At 69.5% G+C, this 26,989-nt stretch carries 22 protein-coding genes and 1 pseudogene; 7 read left to right on the plus strand and 16 right to left on the minus strand.

What is annotated here, in order from left to right; genetic code table 11:
• The 7 genes from ACFQQC_RS06990 to ACFQQC_RS07020 all read left to right on the plus strand — a co-directional run bounded on the left by ACFQQC_RS06990 (nucleotide 1) and on the right by ACFQQC_RS07020 (nucleotide 3,318).
• Entirely contained in the window at nucleotides 1-348 is a 348-nt protein-coding gene (locus tag ACFQQC_RS06990; RefSeq protein ID WP_376861061.1) for a hypothetical protein, read from the plus strand.
• 64 nt (nucleotides 349-412) lie between these two features.
• Nucleotides 413-739, plus strand: coding sequence for a hypothetical protein (locus ACFQQC_RS06995; protein ID WP_376861063.1), 327 nt, complete (start codon nucleotides 413-415; stop codon nucleotides 737-739).
• Nucleotides 736-1,263: a hypothetical protein gene (locus ACFQQC_RS07000; protein ID WP_376861065.1), complete on the plus strand. Its 528-nt coding sequence runs from the start codon at nucleotides 736-738 to the stop codon at nucleotides 1,261-1,263. Before ACFQQC_RS06995 ends, ACFQQC_RS07000 begins: the two co-directional genes overlap by 4 nt.
• A gap of 507 nt (nucleotides 1,264-1,770) precedes the next feature.
• Nucleotides 1,771-2,373 carry a glycoside hydrolase family 19 protein gene (locus ACFQQC_RS07005; protein ID WP_376861067.1) on the plus strand — a complete coding sequence of 201 codons (603 nt, stop codon included), beginning with the start codon at nucleotides 1,771-1,773 and terminating at the stop codon, nucleotides 2,371-2,373.
• Nucleotides 2,370-2,702, plus strand: a complete 333-nt coding sequence (locus ACFQQC_RS07010; RefSeq protein ID WP_376861069.1) for a DUF6527 family protein — start codon at nucleotides 2,370-2,372, stop codon at nucleotides 2,700-2,702. The genes ACFQQC_RS07005 and ACFQQC_RS07010 overlap by 4 nt, the downstream gene beginning before the upstream one ends.
• 2 nt (nucleotides 2,703-2,704) lie before the next feature.
• Nucleotides 2,705-3,013 (plus strand): hypothetical protein, encoded by a 309-nt coding sequence (locus tag ACFQQC_RS07015; protein ID WP_376861070.1) that lies wholly within the window; start codon nucleotides 2,705-2,707, stop codon nucleotides 3,011-3,013.
• Nucleotides 2,998-3,318 (plus strand): hypothetical protein, encoded by a 321-nt coding sequence (locus tag ACFQQC_RS07020; protein ID WP_376861072.1) that lies wholly within the window; start codon nucleotides 2,998-3,000, stop codon nucleotides 3,316-3,318. The genes ACFQQC_RS07015 and ACFQQC_RS07020 overlap by 16 nt, the downstream gene beginning before the upstream one ends.
• A 94-nt stretch (nucleotides 3,319-3,412) precedes the next feature.
• Here the strand turns inward: ACFQQC_RS07020 and ACFQQC_RS07025 are convergent, their stop codons facing one another.
• The 16 genes and pseudogenes from ACFQQC_RS07025 to ACFQQC_RS07100 form a co-directional block, all read right to left on the minus strand.
• A complete protein-coding gene (locus tag ACFQQC_RS07025; protein WP_376861074.1) occupies nucleotides 3,413-3,688 on the minus strand; it encodes a hypothetical protein in 276 nt (91 codons plus the stop codon).
• 26 nt (nucleotides 3,689-3,714) lie between these two features.
• On the minus strand, nucleotides 3,715-3,939 hold the full coding sequence (locus ACFQQC_RS07030) for a hypothetical protein (protein WP_376861076.1): 225 nt from the start codon (nucleotides 3,937-3,939) through the stop codon (nucleotides 3,715-3,717).
• A complete protein-coding gene (locus tag ACFQQC_RS07035) occupies nucleotides 3,936-4,667 on the minus strand; it encodes an SOS response-associated peptidase (protein ID WP_376861078.1) in 732 nt (243 codons plus the stop codon). The genes ACFQQC_RS07030 and ACFQQC_RS07035 overlap by 4 nt, the downstream gene beginning before the upstream one ends.
• Nucleotides 4,660-4,956, minus strand: a complete 297-nt coding sequence (locus ACFQQC_RS07040) for a hypothetical protein (protein ID WP_376861080.1) — start codon at nucleotides 4,954-4,956, stop codon at nucleotides 4,660-4,662. The genes ACFQQC_RS07035 and ACFQQC_RS07040 overlap by 8 nt, the downstream gene beginning before the upstream one ends.
• Nucleotides 4,957-5,145: 189 nt before the next feature.
• The gene (locus tag ACFQQC_RS07045; RefSeq protein ID WP_376861082.1) at nucleotides 5,146-5,385 is read right to left on the minus strand and encodes a hypothetical protein; all 240 of its coding nucleotides are present in this window, start codon (nucleotides 5,383-5,385) and stop codon (nucleotides 5,146-5,148) included.
• 191 nt (nucleotides 5,386-5,576) lie between these two features.
• Nucleotides 5,577-5,852, minus strand: a complete 276-nt coding sequence (locus tag ACFQQC_RS07050) for a hypothetical protein (RefSeq protein WP_376861084.1) — start codon at nucleotides 5,850-5,852, stop codon at nucleotides 5,577-5,579.
• A gap of 277 nt (nucleotides 5,853-6,129) precedes the next feature.
• Nucleotides 6,130-6,318, minus strand: a complete 189-nt coding sequence (locus ACFQQC_RS07055) for a hypothetical protein (RefSeq protein WP_376861086.1) — start codon at nucleotides 6,316-6,318, stop codon at nucleotides 6,130-6,132.
• Nucleotides 6,315-7,508, minus strand: coding sequence for a tyrosine-type recombinase/integrase (locus tag ACFQQC_RS07060; RefSeq protein WP_376861087.1), 1,194 nt, complete (start codon nucleotides 7,506-7,508; stop codon nucleotides 6,315-6,317). The genes ACFQQC_RS07055 and ACFQQC_RS07060 overlap by 4 nt, the downstream gene beginning before the upstream one ends.
• Nucleotides 7,509-7,871: 363 nt before the next feature.
• Nucleotides 7,872-8,069, minus strand: coding sequence for a hypothetical protein (locus tag ACFQQC_RS07065; RefSeq protein WP_376861089.1), 198 nt, complete (start codon nucleotides 8,067-8,069; stop codon nucleotides 7,872-7,874).
• A 127-nt stretch (nucleotides 8,070-8,196) separates the two neighbouring features.
• Nucleotides 8,197-8,817 (minus strand): response regulator transcription factor, encoded by a 621-nt coding sequence (locus ACFQQC_RS07070; protein WP_376861091.1) that lies wholly within the window; start codon nucleotides 8,815-8,817, stop codon nucleotides 8,197-8,199.
• Between the two features lie 15 nt (nucleotides 8,818-8,832).
• Nucleotides 8,833-8,997 (minus strand): annotated as a pseudogene (locus tag ACFQQC_RS07075) (hypothetical protein); the annotation flags it as partial.
• Between the two features lie 12 nt (nucleotides 8,998-9,009).
• Nucleotides 9,010-10,065, minus strand: a complete 1,056-nt coding sequence (locus ACFQQC_RS07080) for a PAS domain-containing protein (RefSeq protein WP_376861092.1) — start codon at nucleotides 10,063-10,065, stop codon at nucleotides 9,010-9,012.
• A 99-nt stretch (nucleotides 10,066-10,164) separates the two neighbouring features.
• Nucleotides 10,165-11,355 (minus strand): HlyD family efflux transporter periplasmic adaptor subunit, encoded by a 1,191-nt coding sequence (locus ACFQQC_RS07085; protein WP_376861094.1) that lies wholly within the window; start codon nucleotides 11,353-11,355, stop codon nucleotides 10,165-10,167.
• On the minus strand, nucleotides 11,348-13,483 hold the full coding sequence (locus ACFQQC_RS07090) for a type I secretion system permease/ATPase (RefSeq protein ID WP_376861096.1): 2,136 nt from the start codon (nucleotides 13,481-13,483) through the stop codon (nucleotides 11,348-11,350). Before ACFQQC_RS07090 ends, ACFQQC_RS07085 begins: the two co-directional genes overlap by 8 nt.
• On the minus strand, nucleotides 13,480-14,715 hold the full coding sequence (locus tag ACFQQC_RS07095) for a TolC family protein (protein WP_376861098.1): 1,236 nt from the start codon (nucleotides 14,713-14,715) through the stop codon (nucleotides 13,480-13,482). Before ACFQQC_RS07095 ends, ACFQQC_RS07090 begins: the two co-directional genes overlap by 4 nt.
• A gap of 29 nt (nucleotides 14,716-14,744) precedes the next feature.
• Nucleotides 14,745-26,987: an Ig-like domain-containing protein gene (locus ACFQQC_RS07100; protein ID WP_376861100.1), complete on the minus strand. Its 12,243-nt coding sequence runs from the start codon at nucleotides 26,985-26,987 to the stop codon at nucleotides 14,745-14,747.
• Nucleotides 26,988-26,989: the final 2 nt, after the last annotated feature.

The raw sequence follows: 26,989 nt of genomic DNA on the forward strand, positions 1-26,989 counted from the left end.
ATGGCCGATCCGCAACCCCTGACCGAAGAACAGGCCGCGGCCATGCGCGCGCAGCTGGCCGCCCACGATTTCCAGAAACAGCTCGAGGCCGTGCAGGCCGAGAACGCCCGGCGGGTCGAGGCGCTGGGCGCGCTGGAGGAGGCCGCGACCGCCGTCGCCGGGCTGGCTGGTCCGGTCGAGGCGCTGCGGACCGTGCTGACGAGCCTGCCGGGCGCCAGCCTGGACCTGGCCACGCTGGCCCAAAGCACCGTGCGCTGCTTCGACAGCCTGCAGGGGCGGCTGAACCGCATCACCGCCGACCTGCAACCGGCGCCCGAGCCGGAGCCGCCGGCCGAACCGGCGACCTGAGTTTCGTTGTTCGCCACGCCTTCGCGTCGGCTGATCTGTACTGGCCGACATTCTGGAGGGGTGGATGTTCGACCCGCGTGATTATCCGGGCTTCTGGGGCCTTTGCGGCGGCCTGCTGTCCGGGGCCTATGGTCTGGTGACGGCCTACTCGGCCAAGGCCGGGACGCCCGAGGCGCGGCGGAAGGCGTGGCTCAGGCTGGTATTCGGCGTCCCCGCCGGTCTGGTCATCGCAGAGGCCACAGTGATGTGGATACTGCGGACCGTTCCAGCCCTCGACATGCGCTTCGTCAGCGTTGTGCTGGGCTGGATGGTGACCAACGACCCGAGGGGTCTCTTCAACATGATGGAGCGTGTCGTCCGCGCCGTCTTCAACCAGGAGCCCAAGTCATGAGCCTCGGCCCTCTGACCGTCATCACCGCAGGCCTTCTGTGGATCGCCGCCGGTGGAATCCTGCTGGAGGTCTCGCGCCTGCTCGGCCCTGCCTTCGACAGCGTGAAGACCGTCAAAAGGGTCTGGCGCTGGCTGGCGTGGTGCGGAGCGCTGATCGCCATGTGCCGGGGGCTGACCTTGATCTTTCCCGGCAAGCTGGTCGAGGTCAGCCGGATTAGCGTGATGGCCCCGTTAGGCGGCCTGCTGGTGCTGGGCCTTTCGCTCGCCGTACTGGACTGGGTGATGCGGGACCGCGCGCCGCCTCCGTGGTCGGTGCAGTTCATGCGACTGGCTGCCCTGATTGGTCGCGACGGACCGGTGAAGTTTGCAGCCATGGCCGTTCCGCCCGCCGCCGTTGGCGACCTGCCCCCGCCCGACGAACCGAAGCGCCAGCGTCAGGGTCGGCTGGCGATCATGCTGGGGGCTATCGTGGTGCTGGCCGCGATGGCGGTGTTTCTCGCCCTAAACGCCGGCGGCGGAAGCTAACTGAGGCCGGGCATCAAAGGCACGCTCGACCGGCTTCGGTGATTGCGTAGCCCTTGTTGCCTTGGCGATCCGGTCCCGTCAGGGCGAGGCCGCGATCCACGAGACCTTGAAGCGTTTTCGGTCCAACCCCTCGGCCAAGAGACGCGGCGATCTCAAACGAGTGGGGGCAGGCGTTCATCACCAGCAACGCTCGGTTCTCGGGTTTCGTCAGTCTTGTCATGGCGCGAAGTTGTCACGGACAAACCCGGTTCGTCCATCGCTTGCGGCTCGGCTTCAGTCGCCGGGGGACGAACGAGGGCCGAGCCGCGGTGCACGATGCGCGCAGCGACACCATAGAGCCGGTCTCCGGGAATGCTAGCGGCGACGCTCCTGAGCCAGTGAAGGTTCGGTGCGCCGCCGCCGGGGTCTTCCCGGTGTGAGGATCCGGGCTTTCCCGCATGTGAAAAGTATCGAGCCGGCGCTCCGATCCCTCCCGTCTCACCAATGAAACTACTTAGGAGCCTAAGCATGCTCGACGCACGGCGTCTGCAAACTCGTCTCGGCGTGACCGTCGACGGCATAATCGGGGCCGGCACGCTCGCCGCTCTGTTCCAGCGAATGGGCGCTCCGGCTGTCTTGGCCGCTGAGCTGGGTCTCGCAGCCAATGTCCACTTCCGCACCTATGGGATCCTCGATACCGGTCTAAGGCTGGCGCACTTCATGGGTCAGTGCGCACACGAGTCCGGCGGCTTCCGCTACATGGAAGAGATCGCCAGCGGGGCTGCCTATGAGGGCCGCGCCGATCTCGGCAACACCCAGCCCGGCGACGGCAAACGGTTCAAAGGGCGAGGGCCTATCCAGACCACGGGCCGGGCCAACTATCGTCGCGACGGGCGGACCCTCGGCATCGATCTGGAGAGCAACCCGCAACTCCTGTCGAACCCCTCGCTCGGCCTGCTGGCCAGCACGCTGTTCTGGTCCCGGATGGGCCTGAACGCCTGGGCCGACCAGGACAACGTCGCGGCCTGCTCGCGCGGGGTGAACCGGGGAAATCCGAAGTCGGACCGCCCGGCCAACCATGAGGCTGAGCGGCTCGCCCAGACGAACAAGGCCAAGGGGCTGATCCTGTGAGTGCCGCCGGCCCCTTCCTCCGCCGGGTCGATGGCGGCTACTTCGCTCAATGCCCGGGCTGCAACACCTGGCATCACATCGCCGTCGAGAAGCCGCTCCCGAACGGTGCCCGCTGGACCTTCGACGGAAACCTCGAAGCCCCAACCTTCTCGCCCAGCCTGTCGGTGAAGACCGGGCAAGCGGTTGATCCTTCGTACGTTCGCGAGGAGGGCGATCCGCCGGGCCACTGCCACAGCTTCATCCGCTCTGGGCATTGGGAATTCTGCTCGGATTCCACGCACGCTCTCGCAGGTCTGATCGTGCCCATGCCTGAATGGAAGGAGGCCTGACCATGCTCACCACCAAAGGCTGGGTCGCCTTGGGCTTCGCCGCTGCTCTGCTCGCCCAGACTGCCGGTCTGATGGTCCAGGGTCGGCAGCTGCGTCACGAGCGCGCCGAGGTCCGTAGGCTGGAAGCCGACCTGAAGGCTTCCCGCAACGCGCTGACCGACGCTCTTCGCACCGCCGCCCGCGCCGAGGCGGACGGCGCTGTTCAGGCACAGGAAGCCGCCATCGTCTGTCAGGGCGAGGGCGCCGAACTCTTTACCCGTGGACGTCAGGTCGGCATCGCAATCGGGAGGTCTCAATGCCCCGCATCCTGATCCTCATGGCCGGCCTTGCGCTGGCCGCCTGTACGACCACGCCAGAGCCCGTGATCTCGGCCCCGGTCCTCGACCCCTGCCCTGCATCAGCAACGGCGGCGCTGGAGCCCCGGCCGGGCGCCGTGCCTGTGACGGAAGACGAGCGGCTGGCGCTCGACGTGGGCGGCATACGCATCCTCGGCGCGGACCGGTTCAGCGCTCGCGAGCTGTCGGAGGCCCAGAAGGACGCCCGCACGGCGCGGCTGGAAAGCAGGATCGAGCAGACGCGAAGGTGGTGTGCGGGGCGGCGCCCTGATCCCGGCTAGCCGCAACCCTCCGGGATTTCCGGACAGTTCGATAATCAGCGCCCCATGAGGCGTTCGAGGCCCGCTTCCTTCGGGAGGCGGGCCTTTCCCGCGTTCAGGGCCTCGGGAGTGGATCACGATAGGGCTCGCCGCGACCGCTGGCTTCCGACCGCATGAAGACCTTCGTCTCGTAGTCGGTCGAAATCTTGATCACCACGTCGCGGTGGCGGAGGCCGTCGTTCAGCGCCTTGCAGGTCGCGCGCACGTCGCCGGTCCCGCCGTAGATCCAGTCTTCGGTCCTGACGGTGATCAACCCCGGCAGCTTGTCGGGCTCCTCGCCGGCGGCGGCGATCATGGCGTCGAGGCGGTCGTTCAATTCATCGGCGGTCATGGGCGCGGCCTATAGGCCGAGTCGGTTCAGTTGACCGGTCCGCGCTTCGCCAGCTCGGCCCGCTCGATCAGTGCATTCGCCAGCTCGATCGCATGGTCCGGCGTCATAACGATGGCCAGCACCGAACCTTCCCGCTTCTCGTACTCCTCCCGGTCTGTGGCCAGTTCCAGCTCAAGGCCGACCTGCCCGTCGGCGATTCCGGTCCCGAAGGCCATGAGCGGATAAATCGGGGCTTCGCCGTCGTCGCTCACGCCATCTCCTCCGCCGGATCCTTCTTCCCGCCCCGCTGCACGATCGTCAGCGCGCCATTCGGCAGCGGCCTCTGCAGCGCCTTCGCTTCCGCCCAAGGCCCCCGCATCCAGACATCCCGCTCCTCGGCCGTCGTCAGGATGGCCGGCATGGCCTTCGGGTGGAAAGGGGCGACATCGGCGTTGGCGTCGGTCGTGAGGAAGGCGAAAACCTCCAGATCCTCCCACCCTTTCGAGATCATCCGCACGCCCGCATGGGCGGTCCAGACGCCGGCGAAGAAGGCCAGCGGGCGCTCCTCGTCCAAGGCGAACCAGACCGACGGGCCGCGTTCGACCTGATCGGGTTCGTTGAAGGCGGTGAAGGGCACAAGGCAGCGGTGCTCGACGCCCAGCCAGGGCGCCCAGTGGCGGCTGTCGGTACGCCGGATGTTGGTCGTGCCCTTGTCGGGCTCCATCTTGTGCAGCTCGTCGAAGTCGACGTCCTTGCCCTTGGCCCTCAGCTTGTCGGCCCGGGTGGTGGCGGCGTCGAAGATCGCCTTCTTCGAGCTGGGCATGCCCCAGCGCGGCATCGCCAGCTCGGTCTGGCCGGCGGCGTTCCGGCGCAGGACCGGGGCCTGATAGTCGGGGAAGACGCCGGGGATCGGCGGGAAGTTGCCGACATCGGGCGTCATCGCCTCGGCCATCTGCAGGATCGCCTGCTGGTGCTTGCCGACGCTGTAGAGGTTACACATCGCCGATCCGCCAGCCGACCAGGTGGCCCTCCAGTTCGCTGATGCGCTGACGCACCGGCTTGTCCGCCTTCGCCGTCGCGGCGTGAAGGGCTTCGGCCCAGCGATCGAAGGCCTCGGGCTGGGCGCTGAACAGGGCGTAGGAGAGCTTGTCCCAACGGACGTTCATCTCGGCGAGGTCGCCATCAGGCGCTGCCTCCTGTCCCGCGGCGGTGAGGACGGCCGCAAGCGCGGCGCGGTCGGTTTCGGTGTCGGCGAACTCAGGCTCGCGCGGGCGGGGCGTCAGGGTCATGGGGCGGAGCCTGACATGACGGCGGCGGGTTGTGGAGTCGGGGATGGAGTGCGACCCGGCTGCATCATGGGGGAGTTCAGCCGGGTCGCGGCGGACAACTCCAAGGCCCGGATCATCCGCAACAACCACGCTAGCCGTTGCCTGGCGTTCTGTCGCCTCGCAGCCGCAGGGGCGGAATGCCGCAGCGCCTCAGTTCAGCCCGCGATCAATCAACTGCTGGACGACCGGGTCGGCGCTGGAGGCGATCACCTCCAGATCGAAGGCGTCCAGCGCATCCCGTTCGTCGGCGATCAGGCGCGGCTGGTTCGGTCTGAGGGTGGTGAGGCGGTAGTGCGTCGATCGCACCTTCGTCCCGTCGGCCGAGACCTCCTCGACCTGGATCAGCTTCACGCCCTGCGTCTCCCGCAGGGGTGTCTTGCGCATCGGCATGGCGCGACCTCCCTGTTTCCCGCGGGAGTCAGCGCCGTTAGGCGAGCGGGGTTCCTGTGTCGAAAATCGGCATAGGAACCAACGCCGCCTCGCCCGGTTCGACGACCGGACCGTTTCCAAACGTCTCCCATCGATGGAAGCCCCGACCCCCACAGCCCCCCCTGTCGCCGGGGCTTCTTTGCGTCTGACGGTCAGATGTCGACGTATTCGCCCGCCCTGGGCGCATAGCCGCGCAGATACATCCGCCCATGGCAGTGCAGCCGCCGGCATTTCGCGGTCTTGCCCCAAGGGCTCCAGGCGCGGCCCTTCTCCCGGATCACAACCTCGACCCGGACCTCCATCTTCAGGTCGCAGGTGCTGCACGTCGCCGTCAGCGACCAGCCGCGGCGGTCCATGTCGCCGATGGTGGGGCAGTAGCCCTGCCAGTCCTCGTTGCCCCACATCCGGAAGCGCGGGTTATGTCCCATCGCCGCGCCAGTTGCTGGGCCTGTCGTTCTCAGGGGTCGGAACCCAGTCGAGCACCATGGAGGAACGGCAGGGCGGCCCTCGCCGGTTCAGGCGCGGCGGCTCGATGCAACGCAGCCGCCGTTCAACCTCGAACAGGGGGATGTCACCAACCTTCTCGAGAAGGTATGCGCGCGGCAAGTAGCGATGTCCGGCGCAGGCCGGGCGGACGCACGCCGCCATTATGCACCGCCCCTCCGGTATCTCGGAGACCTTCCCGTTCCATGGGCGCGACATGGCCTAGTGCGCCGTCGTGCGGGGCATTCGGGCCAGCTTGAGCCGGTCGGCCATCTGGCGAAGCTCGCCCGGCGCCGCCGCTTCGATCTGGCGGAGCGCATCGACCGCGCGCACGTCGCCAGCAGGCGTGTCTCGACTCAGCTCGTTCAGACACTCAGTGAGGAGGGTGGCCAGCTTCACATCGTCGCTCATGCCCGGTCCTTCATCTGGATCACACGGCCGGATCGGCCAAGGCAGTGGTCCGCCCACGCATCCATGAGCATGCGGCGTTTCTCGAAAGCGTCCCGACGGCGATAGGCGCGCTCGGTGGCGTCGCCCACCCGATGGGCGAGTGCCTGCTCCAGCACCTCCCGGGAATGGGTAGTGCAGTCCCCACCCCAATCCCGGAATGACGAGCGGAAGCCGTGCACGGTCGCCTCGGCCTGGCCGTTGATGCGCAGCACCTTCGACACGGCAGCGTCGGTCAGGGCATTGCCGGTCGTGCCGGGGAATATCAGATCGCGGCGGGCCTCGACCGGGATCTCGGCAAGGACTGCCAGAGCGGCGTCCGAAAGCGGGACGCGATGCTCCGCCTTGGCCTTCATCCGGCTGGCCGGGACAATCCAGACGTCGCCCTTGATCTCCGACCACAGGGCGCCCCTCACCTCCCCCGACCGGCAGGCCGTCAGGATGATGAACCGCAGGGCCAGGGCGGAAATGCTCTCCCGGCTCGCCAGCTTCGTGATGAAGGCCGGCACCTCGGCGTAGGGCATGGCGGCGTGGTGCTTCTTCATCGCCCGGGTGCTGGCGAGAAGAACAGCAAGGTGCCCGCCCCAGCGCGCCGGGTTCTCCCCGGTCCGCAGGCCCTTCACCTTGGCGGCGTCCAAGACCCGCTCGATCCGCCCCCGGACCCGCCGCGCCGTCTCCGGCAGGGTCGTCCAGATCGGCTTCAGGCATTCCAGCACCATGTCGGTGTCGACTTCGGCGACGTCAGCCTTCCAGATCGCCGGGGCATGCTGGGTCAGCGAGGCTTCCCATTGCGGCCGCGACTTCGGTGACTTCCAGCCCTTCTCAAGTTCATCCAGGACGTCGGACGCCACGGCCTCGAATGTTCGGCCCTGCGGCGGGGCCTTGGCGGCCTTGCGCATGAGTATGGGGTCGTCACCTCGGCGGACGGCCTCGCGGGCCTCCTCGGCCAGTTCTCGGGCCCGCCCGAGGCCTACAGCATCCAGACCGCCAAGCCCCATCTCCCGACGTCGGCGGTTGAGGTGGTAGATCAGCACCCAGCTTCTGCCGCCCGCCTGATCGACCCGCAGATAGAGTCCTCTCCCGTCCGCGTGCATGCCGGGCGCGCGGATTGCGAGGGCTCCTCTACTGGTCAGTCTGTTCGTAACGCGGCTCATGTCTCACCTAGAACGGAACGAGAACATACACCTACGTCAGGATTGGTCGCATCCCTAAGCCGTTCCCTAAGAACGTGCAGAGGCTTCCCGCGAAGGCCCGCGAATGTCAGCGACGGAAAAGCGAGGAATTCAAGAGGGTTGGCGGCAATTCTGTGGATGCTAGCGAAGGCCCGCGAAGGCTAGGAAGGCGGACCCCCTCTCCGCCACCGGCCTGATCAGGGCGCCTGCTGACCGCGGGCGCCGGGTCCGCATCCCCATTTGACCGATTTCGCCCCCGCACGACGACGGGCGCGATCCGCCGCATCAGCGGATCGCGGCTGCCTCGGGGTGTTCTGAAGTCCGGGTCGCGCTTCCGCGCCTGCCTCAGGAGCAGTTGGTGTCGCCGAACAGCGCTTCGAGGTTCTGAAGCGGGCGATGCGGCTTCCGCATCCGGATTACGGTGTGAAGCAGGTCGGCAAGGTCCAGGGCCTGGGTGCAGGACATCTTGCCCGATACGCGAAGCAATTCGGCTCTCAGGGCCGTAAACTGGGTTTCGGGCATCGACTGGTCATTCGCGGCCAATCAGGAACTCTCCTCTGTCTCTGCCTGGAATCCCCGGCGTTCGACCATCATCCGGAAAGCCCCGGCACCGTCATCCGGGGGGCTACTGAGTATAACTCCGAGAAGAAAATCCTGACCCGAAGGCGAGTTAGATACCCGCCTCGGCCGCCAGCTTGATCAGGTCCGCGAGGCTGGAGGCGCCCAGACGATCCATCAGGTGCGCGCGGTGCGTTTCGACCGTGCGCGGGCTGAGTTGCAGCTTCTGGGCGATGGTCTTGTTGGTGCCGCCGGCGACCAGGCCGTCCAGGACCTCGCGTTCGCGCCGACTGAGCAGTTCGACCCTCTGGCGGGCGCTTTCCGGGGCGGAGGTCTTGTCCGGCTCGGGACGCGCCAGGGCCAGCGCCGCCTGCCCGGCTTCCACCACGGTGGCGGCGTCGGGACAGGACAGGACATCCGCCGCGCCCAGCTTCATCAGCCGAACCACATCCTCCAGCCGATGGGAGAAGTCGCCGACCGCAAGCCAGCGCAGATGGGACGCCTGCTTGAGCGTGGCCGCCGCCTTCAGCACGGCGTCCATGTCGTGATCCACCCCGACGATCACACAACCGGCCACCAGATCATCCGCGACGTGCTCCAGCTCGCCGGGCGAGGTGAAGGTCCGGATGCGGAAGCCCTTGCGGGCGAAGGCTTGCGAAAAGGCGCTGGCGCGCACGGGATCGGAATCCACCAGATAGGCCCGCGGGTCGATCTCCCTGCCGATCTCCACCATCAGCCCGCCGATCCGGCGCAGATGCCCCTGCCCATCCACGATCGGGAAGGCGGTCAGCTGGAACCGCCTGGCGGGCCCCGCCCCGGCCAGCCGGCGGAATTTGCACTGGGCGGTCTTTCCCCCCGCGGCGCGATCAAACGCAGCGAGGAACTGGGCGCGATCGTCGGCGTGGACCGTGTCCGTCCAGCTGTCTCAGGTGAAGGACGCGCCATCCGCAGGCAGGGCCCAGGCGGGATTGGACTGCGCGTTGACCGGCGTCACCTGCCGGCTCTCGACGTCCGCCACCCACAGCAGGGTCGCATCGGCCCCGTTCAGGTCGCGAAGCAGCTCGTTCTGATCGGACAGCCCGTCCGTCGCCAGTCGCCATTCATCAATGTCGATGGCGGAGCCGCACCAGCCGGCGAGATCGCCCTTGCTATCGAACATCTGCTGGCAACGGACCATGAACCAGCGATAGCGGCCGTCCACGCCCCTCAGCCGCTGTTGGCAGTGGAAGGGGCGTCGCTCGTCCAGACAGACCCGATAGACCTTCCGCGCCGCCTCGATGTCCTCGGGCAGGACGAAGTCATCCCAGTGGGCGTCGCCGATGTGTTCGAGGCCGAAATAGTCGAGGAGCCGCTGGTTCACCCAGGTCAGCCGCCCGTCGGCCTCGCACTGCCAGAGCAGGCCCGGCGTCATCTCGGTGACGGTGAGCAGGGCGGCCTCGCTGGACCTCAACGCCTCGTCGGACAGGAGACGGCGGGTCGTCTCATAGACCACGCCCAGCACCCCGCCGATTTGACCGTCCTCCGCGCGCAGGGGGGAATAGGAGAACGACCACCAGGTGCTGGCCAGGACCGCATTGCGAACCAGCGGAACCTCGAAGTCCTCGAAATAGCTGGCCTCGCCCCGCAACGCCTTTCCCATGAGCGGACCGATGCTGCTCCAGGCCTCCGGGAAGACCGTCTGCATGGGCTGCCCCTGGGGGACGGTCTTGCCCAACAGGGCGGGCTCGTAGGCGTCGTTGTAGAAGAGATGCAGCGCCTCGCCCCAAGCGATGAACATCGGGAAGCGGGCATCCAGGATCAGATTCAGCGCGGCGACCAATCCGCGGTCCCAGCCGCCGATATCGCCCAGCGGCGTACCGGACCAGTCGGCGGAGCGGATCGCGTCCGCCGCCCGCCCTTCAGCACGGACAACATCGTCCTCAGCGAAATCGCGGAAGGTTCTTTCAGCTAGCGAAAGGTGACTGCGTTCGACCGACGCCATCCCGAATCCAAAACCGAAGCAATACCTCTGATTGTATAGCTTGCCCGCGCGGGAGGGAAACGGCTGAAACGCACGTATTTGTCATGGAACCAATCCCCCTTAACCAAGCCGCGCCTTCAGGAGTGGCCGCAGGAGATAGCTCAGCACGGTGCGGCGTCCGGACTGCACATCCACCTGGGCCACCATGCCGGGGCGGATCGGCAGGGTCTCCGCGCCGCGTCGCAGGAAGGCGCGGTCGGTGCGAACCAGCACGCTGTAGTAGGCGACCTTGCCGCGCGGCGTGTCCTCTTCCAGCGTGTCCTCGCTGATCTGCTCCACCCGTCCCGGCAGATCGCCATAGACGGTGTAGTCATAGGCCGTGATCTTCACCCGCGCCGGCATGCCGGGCCGCAGGAAGGCGACATCGCGGGGCAGGATGCGCGCCTCGACCAGAAGCTGATCATCCACGGGCGTCAGCTGCATGATCGGCTCGCCCGGCTGCACGACGCCGCCGCGCGTGGTGATCAGGACATCATTGACCCGCGCCCGGACCGGCGCGACCAGTCGGGTCCGGTTGAGCTGGTCCTCGCGCTGGTTGAAGATCTGGGTCTGGGCCGCCAGCTCGGCCTTCTTCGCCGCCAGCTCCGCATAGGCCTCCTGCATATAGGTGTTGCGCACCTCGGTCTGACGTCCCGTCAGGGCCGCGATATCCTTGCTGAGGCGCAGGGCCTCCACCTCGCTCACGGCGCCGCGGGCGGCCAGCGGTTCGATCAGGTTCAGTTGCTGGCGGGCATAGGCCGTCTCCTGCGCCAGCGCCTGAACGGTGGCGTTCAGGTTGTGGCGTCGGGCGGCGAACAGGGCGCGCTCCGAGGCGATGACCGGATCATTGGCCGGGATGCTGGCGGGGAACCCGATCGCGCCCTGCCCCAGCACCTCGGCCTCCAGTCGAGCGATGGCGGCGGTCAGGGCGGTGACCTGGGCTCCCGATTCCAGCGCCGAGGATTCGAAGCGGGCGCGATCCAGCTGAACCAGCGGCTGGCCCGCCTGGACGATATCCCCCTCCTTGACCAGCAGGTCGCTGAGGATGCCGCCCTCAAGACTCTGGATCACCTGCACCCGGCTGCTGGGCACCACCTTGCCCTCGCCCCGCGACACCTCATCCACCGGCGCCCACGCGGCCCAGCCGACGAAGATGGCGATGATGGCGACACAGGCCCAGAGGATGGGGCGCGCCGCCGGATGGGCCTCCCCGACGCGGGAGCCGGACAACAGCCGCCGCAGCGCCTTCTCGTCGTGAACGGCCTCAAGCATTGGAGCTCCTCATCAGGGTCACCTGGCCTCCGGCGTCGCGCGGGCTGTCGCCGATGATGCGACCGCCGGACAGGGCGACGATGCGGTCCGCGACCGCCAGCGCCGCCCGGCGGTGGGTGGCGATCACCACCGTCCGCCCCGCGGTCCAGGTCTGCAGGAAGTCGACCACCCGGCGCTCATTGGTCTGATCATAGGCGGCCGTCGGCTCGTCCATCAGGACCACGCGCGGATCCTGCAGGAACAGGCGTGCAAGAGCGATGGCCTGCCGTTGCCCGCCAGAGACGCTGCGGGAGCCCGCCAGCGGCAGGTCGAGCCCCGCCGGATGCGCGCGGGTGAAGGCTCCGAGGCCGACCACATCCAGCGCCTCCAGCAGTTCGGCGTCCGACCGCGCGGCCCCGTCCAAGGTCAGGTTCTCGCGCAGTGTCCCATGGAACAGGGCGTTGTCCTGCGGCAGGTAGCCGATGGCCCGCCGACGGTCGGCGGGGTCGATCTGCGTCAGGCTGACATCGTCCATCAGCACCGCCCCGGTCGAGGGGTCGGCCCAGCCCGACAAGGCCCGCAGCAGGGTCGACTTGCCCGCGCCATTGCCGCCGATCAGCGCGATCCTCTCGCCCGCCGCGATCTCCAGCTTCGGCACGATCAGGATCGGCGGCGCCTCCGGATCTGGGCGGACCTGAAGCTCCTGGACGATCAGGCGGCCGTGAACCTCCGGCAGACGGGTGAACTGGCGCCCCGCCGGACGCTCGACGGGCGAAGCCATCAGTTGATCCAACCCTTCCAGCGCCACCTTCACGTGCTGCCAGCGGGCCAGAATGCCGGTGAACTGGGTGGTGGGGGAAACGGCGCGGGAGACCAGCAGCGAGCAGGCCACCAGGGCGCCCATCGTCATGTTGCCGGCGGCGATCTGATAGACGCCGATCAGGATGACGCCGACGAAGGCGAACTGCTGGGCAGCGGACGCGCACAGGGTCAGGGCGGTCGAGATGTTGCGCCCCTTGGCCCCGGACTCGGCCAGTTGGTCGGACAGCATCTCCCAGAGTCGCAGGCTGCGACCCTCGGCGCCCGTCGCCTTCACCGTCTCCAGATGTTCGACGGTTTCCAGCAGAAGGCCCTGCTTCACGGCCCCTTCACGCAGGTTGTCGCGGGACAGGGCGGCCATGCGCTTCTGCAGCAGCAGGGCCGGAACCACCATCAGCACCACCGCCGCGGCCGGGGCCAGAACCACCGGCCCGCCGAGCAGGAAGATCACCCCCAGGAAGGCGATGATGAAGGGGGCGTCGCTGAGCGCCGCCAGCGTTGAGGAGGTGAAGAACTCCCGCACCGTCTCGAACTCGCGGACCTGGGCGGAGAAGGCGCCCGTCGAGCCGGGTCGGGCCGACAGCCGGATCTGCATGACCTGCTCGAACAGCCGCGAGGACAGTTGCAGGTCCAGTTTCCGGCCCGTCACATCCAGCAGATGCGCCCGCAGCATGCGCAGCAGCCACTCCGCCGCGACCGCGAGGGCGACGCCGCTGGCCAGCACCCAGAGGGTGCCGAAGGCCGAGGTCGGCACGACCCGGTCATAGACCTGCATCGAGAACAGGGACGTCGCGATGGCCAGAAGGTTGGCGAACACCGCCGCCGCCCCGACCTCGATCAGGGACGGCCAGGCGTCGCGGATCGTGCCGCGCAGCCAGTGGCGGGGCGCGGTCCTGGCATAGCCGCCGGCCCGTTCGTCCCCGGCGTAGAGCGGACGGGCGAAGATGATGACGCCTCCGTGCAGGGCCTGCACCTCGGGCCAGGGCGTCCGCACCTCGCCGCCGCCGGTTTCGGGGCTCAGCAGGATCGCCTCATCCCCGTCGCGCCCCGCCAGAACGACAGCGCGGCCGTCATTCATCAGCAGCAAGGCGGGCAGCAGGCTCCCCGGCGCCTCGGCCGGCGCCATGCGAACGGCCCGCGCGGCGAAACCGGCGCGGCGCATAGCCTTCTCGACCTCCTCCAGCGGCAACCGCCCCTCGCGCAGAGGCAGGCCGTCCCCCAGCCGGGCGACGGTGACCTGACGGCCCAGCCGGGCCGCGAGCAGGCAAAGCCCCTCACGCAAGGGATCGCCCGATGAAGCGGCGACCGCGCTGTCCCACGCAAGCGTCATGGCGTCTCCACCGGCATCTGCATCTGGTCCCCCGCCATGGCCCGGGTCAGCAGGCCCAGCTGGGCGGCGACGCGGTACTGCAGGCGCAGTCGTTCGATATTCAGGTCAATGAGCTGGCGTTCGGTCTCGAACCGTTCGGTCTCCATGATCACCAGATCCTGGATGTCGCGACGACCGACGATGAACTGCTCCTGATACAGGCCGCTGACCGCGTCGGCCTGTTCAACCTGGGTCTGCAGCGCGGCGATGCGCGCGCCCAGGGCGGCGTCGGAGCGGATCAGGGACTCGATCAGGCGCTGGAGATCACGTCCGACGCCTTCGGCTTCCCACCGCGCCGCCTCACGGCGCTGCATCGCCAGCCTGGGCCGTTGCAGGGCGCTGAACCCCTGCTGGGTGTCCATGCGGAAGCGCACCGCGACCGCGCTGTCATCGACCATCCGGCCGCCGATCTCGCGGCGTTGCAGCGATCCTTCCAGATTCAGGCGGGGGAAACGGGCGGCGCGGGCCTCGCGCACGCCGCCGTCAGCGATATCGACGCCGAGGCTGGCCTTGCGGAACAGCGGCGCCGCGGCGATCGCCGCCTCAAGCGCCCCCTCCTCCCGGACGGAGTCCATGAAGGTCGGGGACGGCGGCAGGCTGACGCCGTTGGCCGGCGCGCCCACCAGAAGATCATAGCGGTCCAGCGCCTCGGCCAGTTCGCCTTCGATGCCTGCCCGCTGGCCACGGGCCGTCGCGATGGCCAGGGCGACCCGTCCGCTTTCGCTCTGATCGGAATAGCGCCCCTCGACCCGGGTCTGGGCCATGTCGGCCAGTTCCTGCAGTCGGGCCAGCTGGTCGTCGATGACGGTTAGCCGGGCGCGCCCGCTGGCGATGTCCATCCAGGTCTCGACCAGTTCGAGAGCGGCGTCATCGCGCACCACTTCGAGATTGGCCTGCTGGCGTGCCAGCAAGGCGCGGCGCTGATCGACCTGCCCCGCCGTCTCGCCCCAGTCCATCAGGGTCTGGGTCAGGGTGACATCATAACCCAGCCCGGCGGCGGCCGGACCGCTGGAGGCGTTGAGCGCGGGGAGATAGCCGTTGCGCGCCATCTCGACCTCGGTCGCGGCCTGGCTGACCTCGACCTCGGCCAGACGCACCTCCGGATGGCGGGCCAGGGCGCGCAGGACGGCGTCGCCGAGAGGATCAGCCCACGCGGGACAGGCGAGGCCGCACAGCACGATCGCCGTCGCCACACCCTGTCCTGTCGCGCGGGCCGACCGCCTCACGGATGCACGACCAGATCGTCTTCCGGCGGCGGGGGAACCCAGCCGGAGTAGTCGCTGCCCGCCGTCTCCGCTGCCGGCGGCAGGACCATGGGCTCCTCGTCACCGATGGTGTCAGGCGCATCCTCGACCCAGGCGTCGATCCAGCCGGAGGCGTCGAAGGCCGGATGTTCGGCGGGCATCCCCTCGTATGCCTCCTGGCGATCCTGCTCGAAGCCGAGGCTGATCGTGTCCTCGTCGCTCACACCCAGAGCGCGCACGGGGCGAGGGCCTCCGCTTGAGATCAGACTATCCGCGAGCTCCGGGACTCCCGGGCGGACCTGCGGATCGTCCGCGCCGACCAGCACCTTGCTGACCACCTCGTCGGACAGGGCGGGTCGAACCTCCGGTCGGACCTCCTCGCCCGCTGCCTTGCTGACGGGATCATCCGACACGGTCGGTCGCACCAGCGGCCCTTCGTCGGAGAAGGCGGACTTCTCTTCCGCCATGACCGGCTGCACCAGCGGGATCGCCGCGTCCGGCCCATCCAGGCTGTTCAAGGCGTTGACGTTGACGACAGAGCCGATCACCGCCGAACTGCTGAGACCCAGAGCGTCCGTGGCCGTGATGGTCAGGGCGTTGAGCAGGTTCAGGCTGAGGGTGGACGCCGAAAGCAGTCCGCCGTTCAGATCGGTCAGGTGGATACTCTCCAGGAACCGGTTGATCGCGACATTGTCGATCACCCCACCGTCCAGCGCGGTGACGCTGATCCGGGCGCTCGGCGCGACGATGCCCAGCAGACCTGATGAGCGCGTCACCTCGACGTTCAGCCCGTACTGAGCCGCCAGGGCCTGGGAGTAGGCGAAGGTCAGCGGCGACAGGCTGACCGACACCAGCGGGGCGAACTCCACCTCGACGCGGCTGAGGTTGTTGTTTGCGTCCGCCGCCAGCAGATCCTGGCTGTTCAGGTTCAGACCGAGCGCACCCAGACCGATCAGGCCGAGCAGGTTCTGGGCCGCCGCCTCGACCACCGGCGCGACGTTTCCGGCCAGAGGCGGAAGCGGCGTCACGCCGCCGGTGTTGATGCTGACGCCGCCACCGGCGGCTGTGTCTCCGTCGCCGTCAACAGCCGAACCGCCGATGGTCAGGGTGTTGGGCGCGGTGGAGCCGTCGACGCCGAGCGTGTCCACGATCAGCTTCCCGCGCGCCAGCAGATCCGCCAGGATCGCCTGATCGGTGCCGTGGCCCGTCACCAGATCCACGTTCGAAAGCAGGATCGTCTGGTTCGCGCCGCTGGCGGTCGATGAACCGAACCCGCCGACGAAGCCGCCCGTCGTGCTGATGTGGATCAGCGTCCCGTTGGCCGTCAGCTGGAAGTGGATGAAGTTGGACAGGTTACCGGGGTTGTTCCCGATCCGCCCTTCACCGACCAGCAGGCTGGACAGGTCCAGCACATCCCCGCCCAGGTTCAGGCTGGCGACGTTGAAGTCCTGGATGATGTCGGCGGCGGGCTGGGCGATGGTGCCCTGATCCCCCGCTTCCCAGCGGAAGACATCGCTGCCCGTGCCGCCGTTCAGGATGTCATTGCCGGTTCCGCCGATCAGCAGGTCGTTGCCCGCGCCGCCGTTCAGCCTGTCATTGCCCGAACCACCGCGCAGGATGTCATTGCCCAGTCCGGCGTTCAGCGTGTCGTCGCCGCCGTAGCCGTACATGCGGTTGTCCAGCGCCGCGCCCGTCCCGACATCAGAGGCCGTATGGGTCTCGCCCGCGGCCGAGCCGGTGATGATCTGCGAGATCTGGCTGCCGCCCAGCAGGCCCGACAGAACGCCAAGGCTGGCCAGGCTGCTGTTCGATGCGGCGGTGACGTTTCCGGCCAGATCAGTGGCCGTGATGCTGAGCGTCTGGGCGACGTTGAGGTCCAGCAGGCCGGACAGGCCGCCGCTGATGGTGATCGACCCCAGGAACTCATTGAGTTTCAGGTTGTCCACCGCCCCGCCGCCGATGGCCGTGATCGTCAGTTGCGATGAGCCCGGCAGGAGGAAGGTGTTGGCCTGAACCACCGACAGCCCCAGTTCCGCCGCCAGGGCGGCGTTGTAGCTGAAGGTCTTGAGCCCCAGACCGATCGCCGCCGAGTAACGGACCACCACCGACGCGAGGTCATTGTTGACGTCGGAGGCGGTGAAGAACTGCTGCTGGCCCAGCTGGATCAGCCCCAGCACATTGGCGTCGACCAGTCCCAGCAGGCCGTTTCCGCCGCCCAACGCCGCCGTCGGGCGCACCGAGGCGGGAATGGCGGCGTCCTGCCCCGTGACCTGCACCCGGTATTCGCCGGTTTCGAAGTCGACCGTGATGGCCTCTCCCCGAACGGTCGAAACCGACAGCATGCCGTCGCGCACCCCATACGACAGGATGGTGGTGTTGCTGCCCGACACGCTGACCGTGTCGGTCGTCGGGTTCCAGGTGAAGGTTCGGCCGTCGACGGTCACGGAGGTCATGCGACCGCCGTCCGCGCCGAAGCTGTCGATCAGTTCGCCGACGATGACGCCGGGCGCGGTCGGTGTCAGGACCACCGGCGCGTGAGGCTGCGGAACGCCGTCCACGATGGTCAGGCCAATGGAGCCGGTCGCCGTTCCGGTCGCGTCCGTCACGGTGACGCCGATCTGCGTCGCCAGACTGGCGGCGTTGGCGCCGAGGTGGTCCACCCCGTCCAGCAGGGTGATACGGTACTGCCCCGAGCTGTTGATCGTGGCGCGGATGACCTGACGGCCACCCGCGGAGCCGACAAGGGCGCCGGTTCCGTCGATGGCCCAGGTGATCGCCACCCCGTGCGAGGTCAGTGGCGTGGCCGGCGCTTGCAGGGCCACGGTCACTGTGCCCGTCGTGCCGGTGATCGGGATCGTGCCCACGATCTCCTGCCCCAGCGTGGCTTCGCTGACGCTGGCCGAGGTCTGGCCGATGTTCACCGGCACCGTGTCCACCTCGAAATTCAGCAGGGTGGACGGGCCGGAAGCGTTGCCCGACGGATCGCGAATGATGGCGCGGGCCGTGAACAGGCCGTCCGCCAGATTGGCCGAGATCGGAATGGTCACCGAACCGGCGCTGATGTTGGCGGCGCTCAGGACGATCGGGATGGTCTGGACCGTCGCCCCGTGGGTCAGGGTGAGGGTCAGGGTGTCCCCCGCCTGCGCACCGGCGGTCAGGGTGACCACCGCCGACACGCCCGCGCCCAGCTCGGTCGAGGTGATCAGGCCGTCCGACGCCGCGGCGATGGTCAGGCCCGGCGCCTGCGTCCCGAGGGGACCGCCCGGTCCCAGCAGGTCCGCCGCATAGGCGCGGCTGCCGGTGATCAGGCCGACGTTGCCCGCCGCATCGCTGGCCGCGACGCTGACGCCCAGATTGCCGCCGGTCAGCGCCGCGCCGGGCACGCTGATGGAGAAGCCGCCGCCCGCCAGCACCATGCCGGTGAAGGTGGCCGCCCCGGCCGTCAGCGTCACCACGTCGCCGACACGGTACTCCCCGGTCACCTGACCGGTGACCGTCACGGCGCCTTGCGACTCCGTGATGTTGACGATGTCGTCGCCGGCTATGGCGTTCAGCGTGACCGTGGTGGTCGAGCCGTTCGGCGGGGTCACATCAATGGGCGGGATGGCCGTCGGCGAGGACACATTGCCCGCCGGATCGACCGCGGCCAGCTGGCCGCTGAAGTTGGCCGGAACCGCACCGCCGGCGAAGGCGATCGCCGGGATGGTCCAGGTTCCGTTCACCCCGACCGTCGCGGTGATCGGCTGACCGGCGCCGTTCAGGACCGGAGAGCCGGAGCCGTCCAGCAGACGGATGACCGCGCCCGGCTCGCCCGAACCCGTCAGTCCGGGCACCCCGGCGCTGACAAGCACCGGCGCCGTCGGGGCCGAGAGATCGACGCCATAGGCATGCGGGGTCGTGACCGTGGCGGTGTTCCCGGCGGCGTCCACCGTCGAGACGGCGACCGTCAATCCGGTCGAGGCCGCCAGGGCCGAACCGGCCACGCCGACAGACCAGGTTCCGCCCGCCAGGACGGTCGTGGAGGCCGTCACCCCGTTGCTGAGGGTCACGGTCACCGTGTCGCCGACACGGTACTCGCCCGTCACCGTACCCGAAATGGTCTGGGTGGCGGCGGATTCGGCGATGTTCAGCACATTGTCCGCCGTGATCGCGGCGACGGTGACGCCCAGCGTGACCACGCCATCGACCGGACCAACGGGCGAAGCCGCGACATTGCCCACCGCATCCGTCGCCTGCACCGAGCCGGTGAACCCGTTCAGATTGGCCGACAAGCCGGCGGCCGGCAGGCTCCAGGCGCCGGTTCCGTCCGCCGTCGTCGATCCGACCGTCTGGCCGGACGCATTGCGGATGACGATGGTGGCGCCGGCCTCCGCCGTGCCCGACAGGCCGGTTCCATTGGCCACCGAGATCACCGGAGCCGCGGTCGTCAGGTCCACCGTATAGAGCTGGACATCCGTCACGGAGACGGTGTTGCCCGAGGTGTCCGTCGTCGTCGCCGAGGCGGTGACCGAGGTCGAGACGCGCAGCTCCGCACCCGTGAACGTCACGCTCCAGCTGCCGTCAGCGGCCAGGGTCGTGGTGCGCGACACGCCGGTGGACAGGGTGATCACCACCGTATCGCCGGCGTTGAACTCGCCGACCGCCCGGCCGGACACGCCGACCGAAGCCGCCGCGCCCTCGACGCCGTTCAGCACATTGTCCGCGGTGACCGGATTGACCACCAGGGTCAGGCTGATGTCGCCATCGACCGGGCCGACGCTGGTTTCGGACTCATTGCCCGCAGTATCCACGGCGCGCACGGAGCCGGTGAAGCCGTCCAGACCGCCGGGCAGCAGACCCGCCGGGATCGTCCAGGTTCCGTCCGCCGCGACCGTCACCTGGATCGGCTGGCCGTTGGTCCCGATGACCGGGGCGCCGTTGGAGTCCAGCAGGATGACAGCGCCCGGCTCGGCCGTGCCGCTCAGGCTTGAGCCGTTGGCCGCGGTGATCACCGGCGCCGGCGTGGCGCCGTCGATCGGGCCGATCGAGGCCGTCGCGGTGTTGCCACTGGGATCGGTCGCCTGAACCGCGCCGGTGAACCCGTCCAGCGGGACCGGCACCTGAACCGCCGGGATCGTCCAGACGCCGTTGCCGTCCGCGACCGCCGTCACCGGCACGCCGCCGTTGAGGATCGGCGTTCCTCCGCCATTCAGCAGGGTGACGGTGGCGCCGGCCTCCGCCGTGCCGGTCAGTCCGTCGCCATTGGCGCCGGTCAGCACAGGCGTGGTGGTGACGCCGTCAATGGTGGTGACCGGGGTGGAGGTCTGGTTGCCTGCCGTGTCCACGGCCGTGACCGTGCCGGTGAAGCCGTTGATCCCGCCGGGGATGGCGGTCGAGGGAATGGTCCAGCCGCCGCCAGGGCCCGTGGTCACCTCGGCGACAGGCGCGCCGCCCGGGCCGGTCAGGACGATGGTCACCCCCGGCTGGGCCGTACCGGTCAGCCCGCCGCCGTTCGCCGTCGTGATCTGCGGCGCCGTGGGCGGCGTGACGTCAACGATGAAGGTGTGGGTGTCATCCACCGTGACCGAGTTGCCGGAGCCGTCCGTGGTGGTGGTCGAGACCGTCACGGAGGTCGAGGCGGCCAGGTCGGCGCCGGCGAAGGTCGCGGTCCAGCTGCCGTCAGGGGCGATGACCGCCGTGGCCGAGGCGCCGTTGGACAACACCAGCGTCACGATCTGACCGGCGTCATAGTCGCCGATGGCCGCGCCGGTGATGGTGACCGCGCCTGCGGTCGACTCCGCCAGATTGACGATGTTGTCGCCCGCCACCGCAGTGACGTTGAGCGACACGGTGACCTCGCCGTCGATCGGGCCGACGCCGACGCTGGCGCTGTTGCCGGCGGGATCGACCGCCCGGACCGAGCCGGTGAAGCCGTCCAGTCCACCGGGGACCAGTCCGGCCGGAATGCTCCACGTGCCATCCGGCGCGACGGTCACCTGGATCGGCTGTCCGTCCGTGCCGTTGATCGGCACGCCGTTCACATCCAGCAGGATGACGGCGCCCGGTTCGGCGGTCCCGGTCAGTCCAAGTCCGTTGGCCGAGTTGACGACCGGGGTCGCGATGCCGCCGTCAACCGGGCCGACGCCGGCAGAGGCGGTGTTGCCCGCCTGATCGGTCGCGCTGACCGTACCGGTGAAGCCGTCCAGACTGGTCGGCAGGCTGGAGGCCGGAATGGACCAGCCGCCCGAGGCGTCGGCCGTGACGGTCACGGGGTTGCCCAAGGTATCCAGCACCGGGGTTCCCCCCGCGCCGATCAGGGTCACCGTGGCGCCCGCCTCCGCCGTGCCGGTCAGTCCCAGACCATTGGCGGTCTCGATCGTCGGGGTCAGGGTCGAACCGTCGACCGGCCCGACCGAAGCGGTCGCCGTATTGCCTGCGGCATCCACCGTGCGCACCGAACCGCCGAAGCCATCCAGTCCGCCCGACACCGCCGAAGCCGGGATGGTCCATTGCCCGTCAAATCCGACGGTGACCGTGGTGATCGGCGTCCCGCCGGCGGTCAGCAGGGTCAGGCTGACGCCCGGCTCGGCCGTGCCGGACAGGCCCAGACCGTTGGCGTTGGTGATGACCGGCGTCTCGGCCGTGACATCGACCTGATAGGGTCGCGCGGCGGACACGGTGACGGCGTTCCCTGCCCCGTCCTCGGCGGTCATGGTCGCCGTGATGTTGGTGGACGCGGCCAGGGCCGAGCCCGGGATCTGCACGCTGAAGCTGCCGTCGGCCAGCAGCGCGGCCGTATAGGTCACGCCGGGCGCCAGGGTCAGGGTGACGACCTCGCCGACGACATATTCGCCGGTGGCGTAGCCGGTGATAGTCACCGTTCCGGCCGCTTCCGCGGCGTTCACCACACCGTCGACGGCGACCGCATCCAGCGTCAGAGAGACAGAGACCGAACCATCGACCGGTCCGACCGAGGCCGCGGACACGTTGCCCGCCGGATCCACCGCCTGCACCGAACCGGTGAACCCGTCCAGACCGCCGGGCACGAGGGCCGCGGGGATGGTCCAGGTGCCGTCCGGCGCGACCGTGACGCTGATCGGCTGGCCGTCCGCGCCGAGCACCGGCTCTCCGTCCGAGCCCAGCAGGATGACCGCTCCGGGCTCGGCCGTGCCGGACAGGCCTCCGCCATTGGCGGCGGTGACCACGGGCGCGGGAGTGGCGCCATCGACCGGCCCGACCGTGGCGACAGCCACGTTGCCGTCCATGTCGGAGGCCTGCAGCGAGCCGGTGAAGCCGTCGAGCGAACCGGGGAACAACGAGGCCGGCAGGGTCCAGGCGCCGTTGGCGTCGGCGGTCACGGTGACCGGCGCGCCGCCGGGGCCGGTGATGACCGCGCCATTGGCGTCGAGCAGGGTCAGGACGGCATTCGCCTCCGCCGTGCCGGACAGACCGGCGCCATTGGCGACAGTGATGACCGGAGCGCTGGTGGCGCCGTCCACGGGACCGATGCCCGACGGGGTGGCGTTGCCTGCGGCGTCGATCACGGTCAGGGAGCCGGTGAAGCCGTCCAGCCCTCCCGGCACGAGGGTGCTCGGAATGGACCAGGCCCCGTCAGCTCCCACCGAAACCGTGGTGATCAGGACGCCGCCGCCATCACGCAGCTCCAGCGTCGTGCCGGCCTCCGCCGAACCGGACAGACCCGTCCCGTTGGCGAGGGCGACCACCGGTGCGGCCGGCGCGGACAGATCGAGGCTGTAGCCGTGACCGCCCTCGACCGTGACCGAGTTGCCGGAGGTGTCGGTGGTGCTGATGCTGGCGGTGGCCAGGGTCGAACCCGCCAGAGCCGCGCCTGCGAAGTTGACCGTCCAGGTCCCGTCGAGGCCCACCAGACCGGTCGCCTGAACGCCCGTGCTCAGGGTGACCGTCACCAGGTCTCCGGCGGTGAAGTCGCCGGTGACCACGCCGGTCACCGCGACCGAGGCGCTTCCGGCCTCCGCGATGTTCAGGACATTGTCGCCCGCCACCGTCAGCACGCTGATGGTCACCGACACATCGGCGTCGATCGGTCCGACCGGCGTCGTCGCTTCGTTGCCGAACAGATCGACCGCCCGCACCGAACCCGTGAAGCCGTCCAGCCCCGGGATGTCCGCGCCGTCAATGGTCCAGACGCCGTTCGCGTCCGCCGTCGCCGTCACAGGCACGCCGCCGTTCAGCACCGGTTGACCGGATGCATCGAGCAGGGTCACCGTCGCATTGGCTTCCGCCGTGCCGGTGAGCCCCAGGCCGTTGGCGCCCGTAATGACGGGCGCAAGGGTCGAGCCGTCGATGGGACCGACCGTCGACACCGCGGTGTTGCCCGCCACGTCGGTGGCTCGCACCGAGCCCGAGAACTGGTCCAGTCCGCCGGGAACCGCCGAAGCAGGCAGACTCCAGGCGCCGTTGGCGTCAGCGACCACGGTGACGGCCACGCCGCCGTTCAGGATCGGCTGGCCCGCGGCGTTCAGCAGGGTCACCGTCGCGCCGGCTTCCGCCGTGCCGGACAGCCCCTGCCCGTTCGCACTCAGGATCACCGGCGCCGAGGTCACGGCGTCAACCGTGAAGGTCAGCGACGGCGAAGTGCCCGAGGCCACGCCGGCGGCATCCGTGATGATCGCGGTCGCGGAATAGCCGCCGTCGGCGAGCGGACCGCTGACCGTGAACTCGATCACGCCGGCCGCGATCTCGCCCGCCGTCAGGGCGCGCGACAGGACGATCGGCGCCCCGCCTGTGACGATGGTCAGGGTGGTGGTGTCGCCCGCCTGCGCGCCGGGCGTCAGCAGGACGCGGATCTGGATTCCATCGGCCAGTTCGGCGCCGTTCACGCCGCCGGCCGCCTCTCCGATGACCACGGTCGGCGCGTCCGTTCCCAGCGGACCGCCGGGGAAGGTCAGGTCCGGCGCGGTCGCCGAGACCGGGCCGGATGCATTGCCCGCCGGGTCCGCCTGGGTCGCCGTCACCACCTCGCTGGCGATGAGCGCCGGCGACAGGGGGACAGTGAAGGTGCCGTCGACGTTGACCACCGCTGTGCCCAGCACGGCGCCGCCGGGGCCGCGCACGGTCACGGTCGCGCCCGCTTCGCCGATGCCGCTCACCGATGCGCCGTCATCCGCCACATCCAGATTGACGATCAGGCCCGGAGCCGTGGTGTCGGGCGCCACCGCCGTTCCCGGCGCCGAGGTTCCGCCGGCGTCGGTCAGGGTGACCGCGACGATCTGGCCATTGGTCAGGGCCGGCTGCAGCGGGATGGAGAAGGTTCCGTCAACGCCGACCTGTCCCGTTCCGATGATGGCGCCGCCGGGGCCGCGCACGGTCACCGACGCGCCGGGCTGGCCCGAGCCGGTGACGGACGCGCCGTCATCCGCCACGTCGACATTCGTCGGCGCCAGCGGAGGCGTCAGGTCCGGCGCGAGGGCGGTGACCGGCGACGAGGCGCCGCCGCCGTCACTGAGGCTGACCGAAACCGTCTGCGCATTCGTCTGGGCCGGTTGCAACGGAATGGAGAAGGCGCCATCCGCGCCCACCACGCCGGTGCCGATCACGGCGCCGCCGGGATCGCGCACGGTCACCGTGGCGCCGGGCTGGCCCGAGCCCGTGACGAAGGCGCCGTCGTCCGAGACGTCCACATTGGTCGGCGCCGGTGGGGCGAACAGGTCCGGCGCCACGGCCTGTGCCGGGGGCGACACGCCTTCCGCATTGGCCTGGGTCACCGAGACGGTCTCGCCGTTGACCAGCGGCGGCGCCAGGGTGATCGAGAAGGTGCCGTCGGCGGCCACCAGACCTGTGCCGAGAATGACGCCGCCGGCGCCGCGCACCGTGATGCTGGCGCCCGGCAGGCCGGAGCCCGTCACCGCAGCGCCGTCGTCCGCGACATCGACATTGGTCGGCGCGGTCGGCGCGGCCGGATCCGGCGCCGTCGCGGTGGCGGCGGGGGACACATTGCCCGCGGCGTCGGCTTGGGTGACGGACAGGATCTGGCCATCGGTCTGGGCCGGCTGGATCGCGATCGAGAACGTGCCGTCAGCACCGACGACACCCGTGCCGAGCACAGCTCCGCCGGGCCCGCGCACGGTCACGGTCGATCCCACCACGCCCGATCCGGTCACCGTCGCGCCGTCGGCGGAGATGCCCACGTCGGTCGGGGCCGGAGGCGCGGTCACGTCGGGAGCGGCGGCGGTGGCGGGCGGCGACACGCCTTCGGCGTTGGCCTGGGTCACCGAAACGACCTGCCCGTCGAGCAGGGTGGGCTGGATCAGGACGGAGAAGGTTCCGTCGGCGGCGACCACGCCGGTCCCCAGAATGGCGCCGCCGGGGCCACGCACGGTGACGCTGGCGCCCGGGAGGCCCGAGCCGGTCACGGTCGCCCCGTCGTCGGACACATCCACATTGGTCGGGGCGGCCGGCGCGTCGAGGTCCGGCGCCACGGCCGTGGCGGGCGTCGAGATGTTCCCGGCCGCGTCCGCCTGGGTGACGAACACCGTCTGCCCGTCCGTCAGCGCCGGGGAGATGGAGATCGAGAAGGTTCCGTCGGCTCCGACGACGCCCGTGCCGAGGATCGCGCCATTGGCGCCGCGCACCGTCACGGGGGCGCCGACGATGCCGACGCCGGTCACTGTGTCGCCATCGGCCGAGACGGCGACCTCGGTCGGCGCGGGCGGAGCGGTGACGTCCGGGGCCACGGCTGTCGTGGGGGGCGAGACGCCCTCGAGATTGGCCTGGGTAACCGAGACGGTCTCGCCATTGATCTGGGCCGGTTGGACGACGATGGAGAAGGTCCCGTCCGCCGCCACCAGCCCGGTGCCGATGATCTGGCCATCGGCGCCGCGAACCGTCACCGTCGCGCCGGGCAGGCCGGAGCCCGTCACCAGGACACCGTCATCCGACACCTCGACATTGGTCGGGGCGGATGGGGCGTCCGAATCCGGCGCGACGGCGGTTCCCGGGGAGGAAACATTGCCGCTGGCGTCCGCCTGCGTCGCCCACACGACCTGTCCATCGATCATGGCCGTCTGCAGCAGGATAGTGAAACGTCCATCGGGGCCGACGACCCCGGTCCCGAGCACGACGCCGCCAGGACCACGCAGGGTGACAGTGAGGCCCACGACGCCGAAGCCCGTGACGGTCGTTCCGTCCGCCGAAACCTCAACGCCCGTCGGGGCAGGCGGAGCGGTGTTGTCCGGGGCCGTCGCCGTCACCGACGGAGAGGCGCCGCCGGCGTCCGACTGGGTCACGGACAGAACCTGCCCGTCGAGCTGGGCCGGCTGGATGGCGACGGTGAAGGTTCCATTGGCCGCGACTACGCCCGTGCCGATGATCTGACCGTCCGGGCCACGCACAGTGACCGTCGCGCCAGGCTGGCCGGAACCGGTCACGGTCGCACCGTTATCGGACACGTCCACATTCGTCAGGGCGACCGGCGGTGTCGTATCCGGCGCCGTCGCGGGCGTAGTCGGGGAGTTGTTGCCCGCCGCATCGGTCAGGCGCACCGTCACGCCCTCCCCGTTCGTCAGCGGCGTGGTGAGGGTGATGGTGAAGGTGCCGTCCGCGCCGACCGTCCCGGTGCCGATGGCCGTACCGGCGGCGTTGAACACGGTCACCGTCGCGCCGACCTCGCCCCGCCCGGTCAGTTGGCTGCCAGCGGGGTTGAAGACCAGGTTTGTCGGGGCTGCGGGCGGAGTGGTGTCCACCGGAGGCGTGGTCGGCCCGCCATCGCCTCCGCCGCCCCCTCCGCCTGCAACGGCCGCAATCGCCGCCACAGCGCCCAAGCCGCCCAGGATAGCGCCCATACCCAGACCGCCGCCCGCGGCAGCGCCTGTGGCGTCAGAGGTCAGGCTGACGAAGGGCGACAGCTGGTTCTCGGTGACGAAGCTGAGCCGCAGGGGACCATCAGCGATCGCGCCGTTGGTATCGATCAGGACAAGTCGATCGTCCGCATTCTCGAGATACAGGCGTCGCGGCGTCGGCCCTTCGAAGAAACCCTCGAGTCGGAGCACCTCGCCGTTGGCGTCGATAAGGATCAGGTCCGTTCCTTGACGCTGCAGCGAGGCGACCTCGGCGACATCAAGGTTCAGATAGACGTCCTGCGAGGATCGGACATCCAGCGCGCCACGAACCTCCAGCGTCGGCGTCGGCTCGGGAGCGCGCCCTCGCTGTGTCAGCTTGGCCTCGGTTGAAAGCTCCGCCCCCCGCGTGACGCGATCCTGCATGG

This window comes from Brevundimonas sp. GCM10030266 (assembly GCF_042666595.1).
Taxonomy (GTDB): domain Bacteria; phylum Pseudomonadota; class Alphaproteobacteria; order Caulobacterales; family Caulobacteraceae; genus Brevundimonas.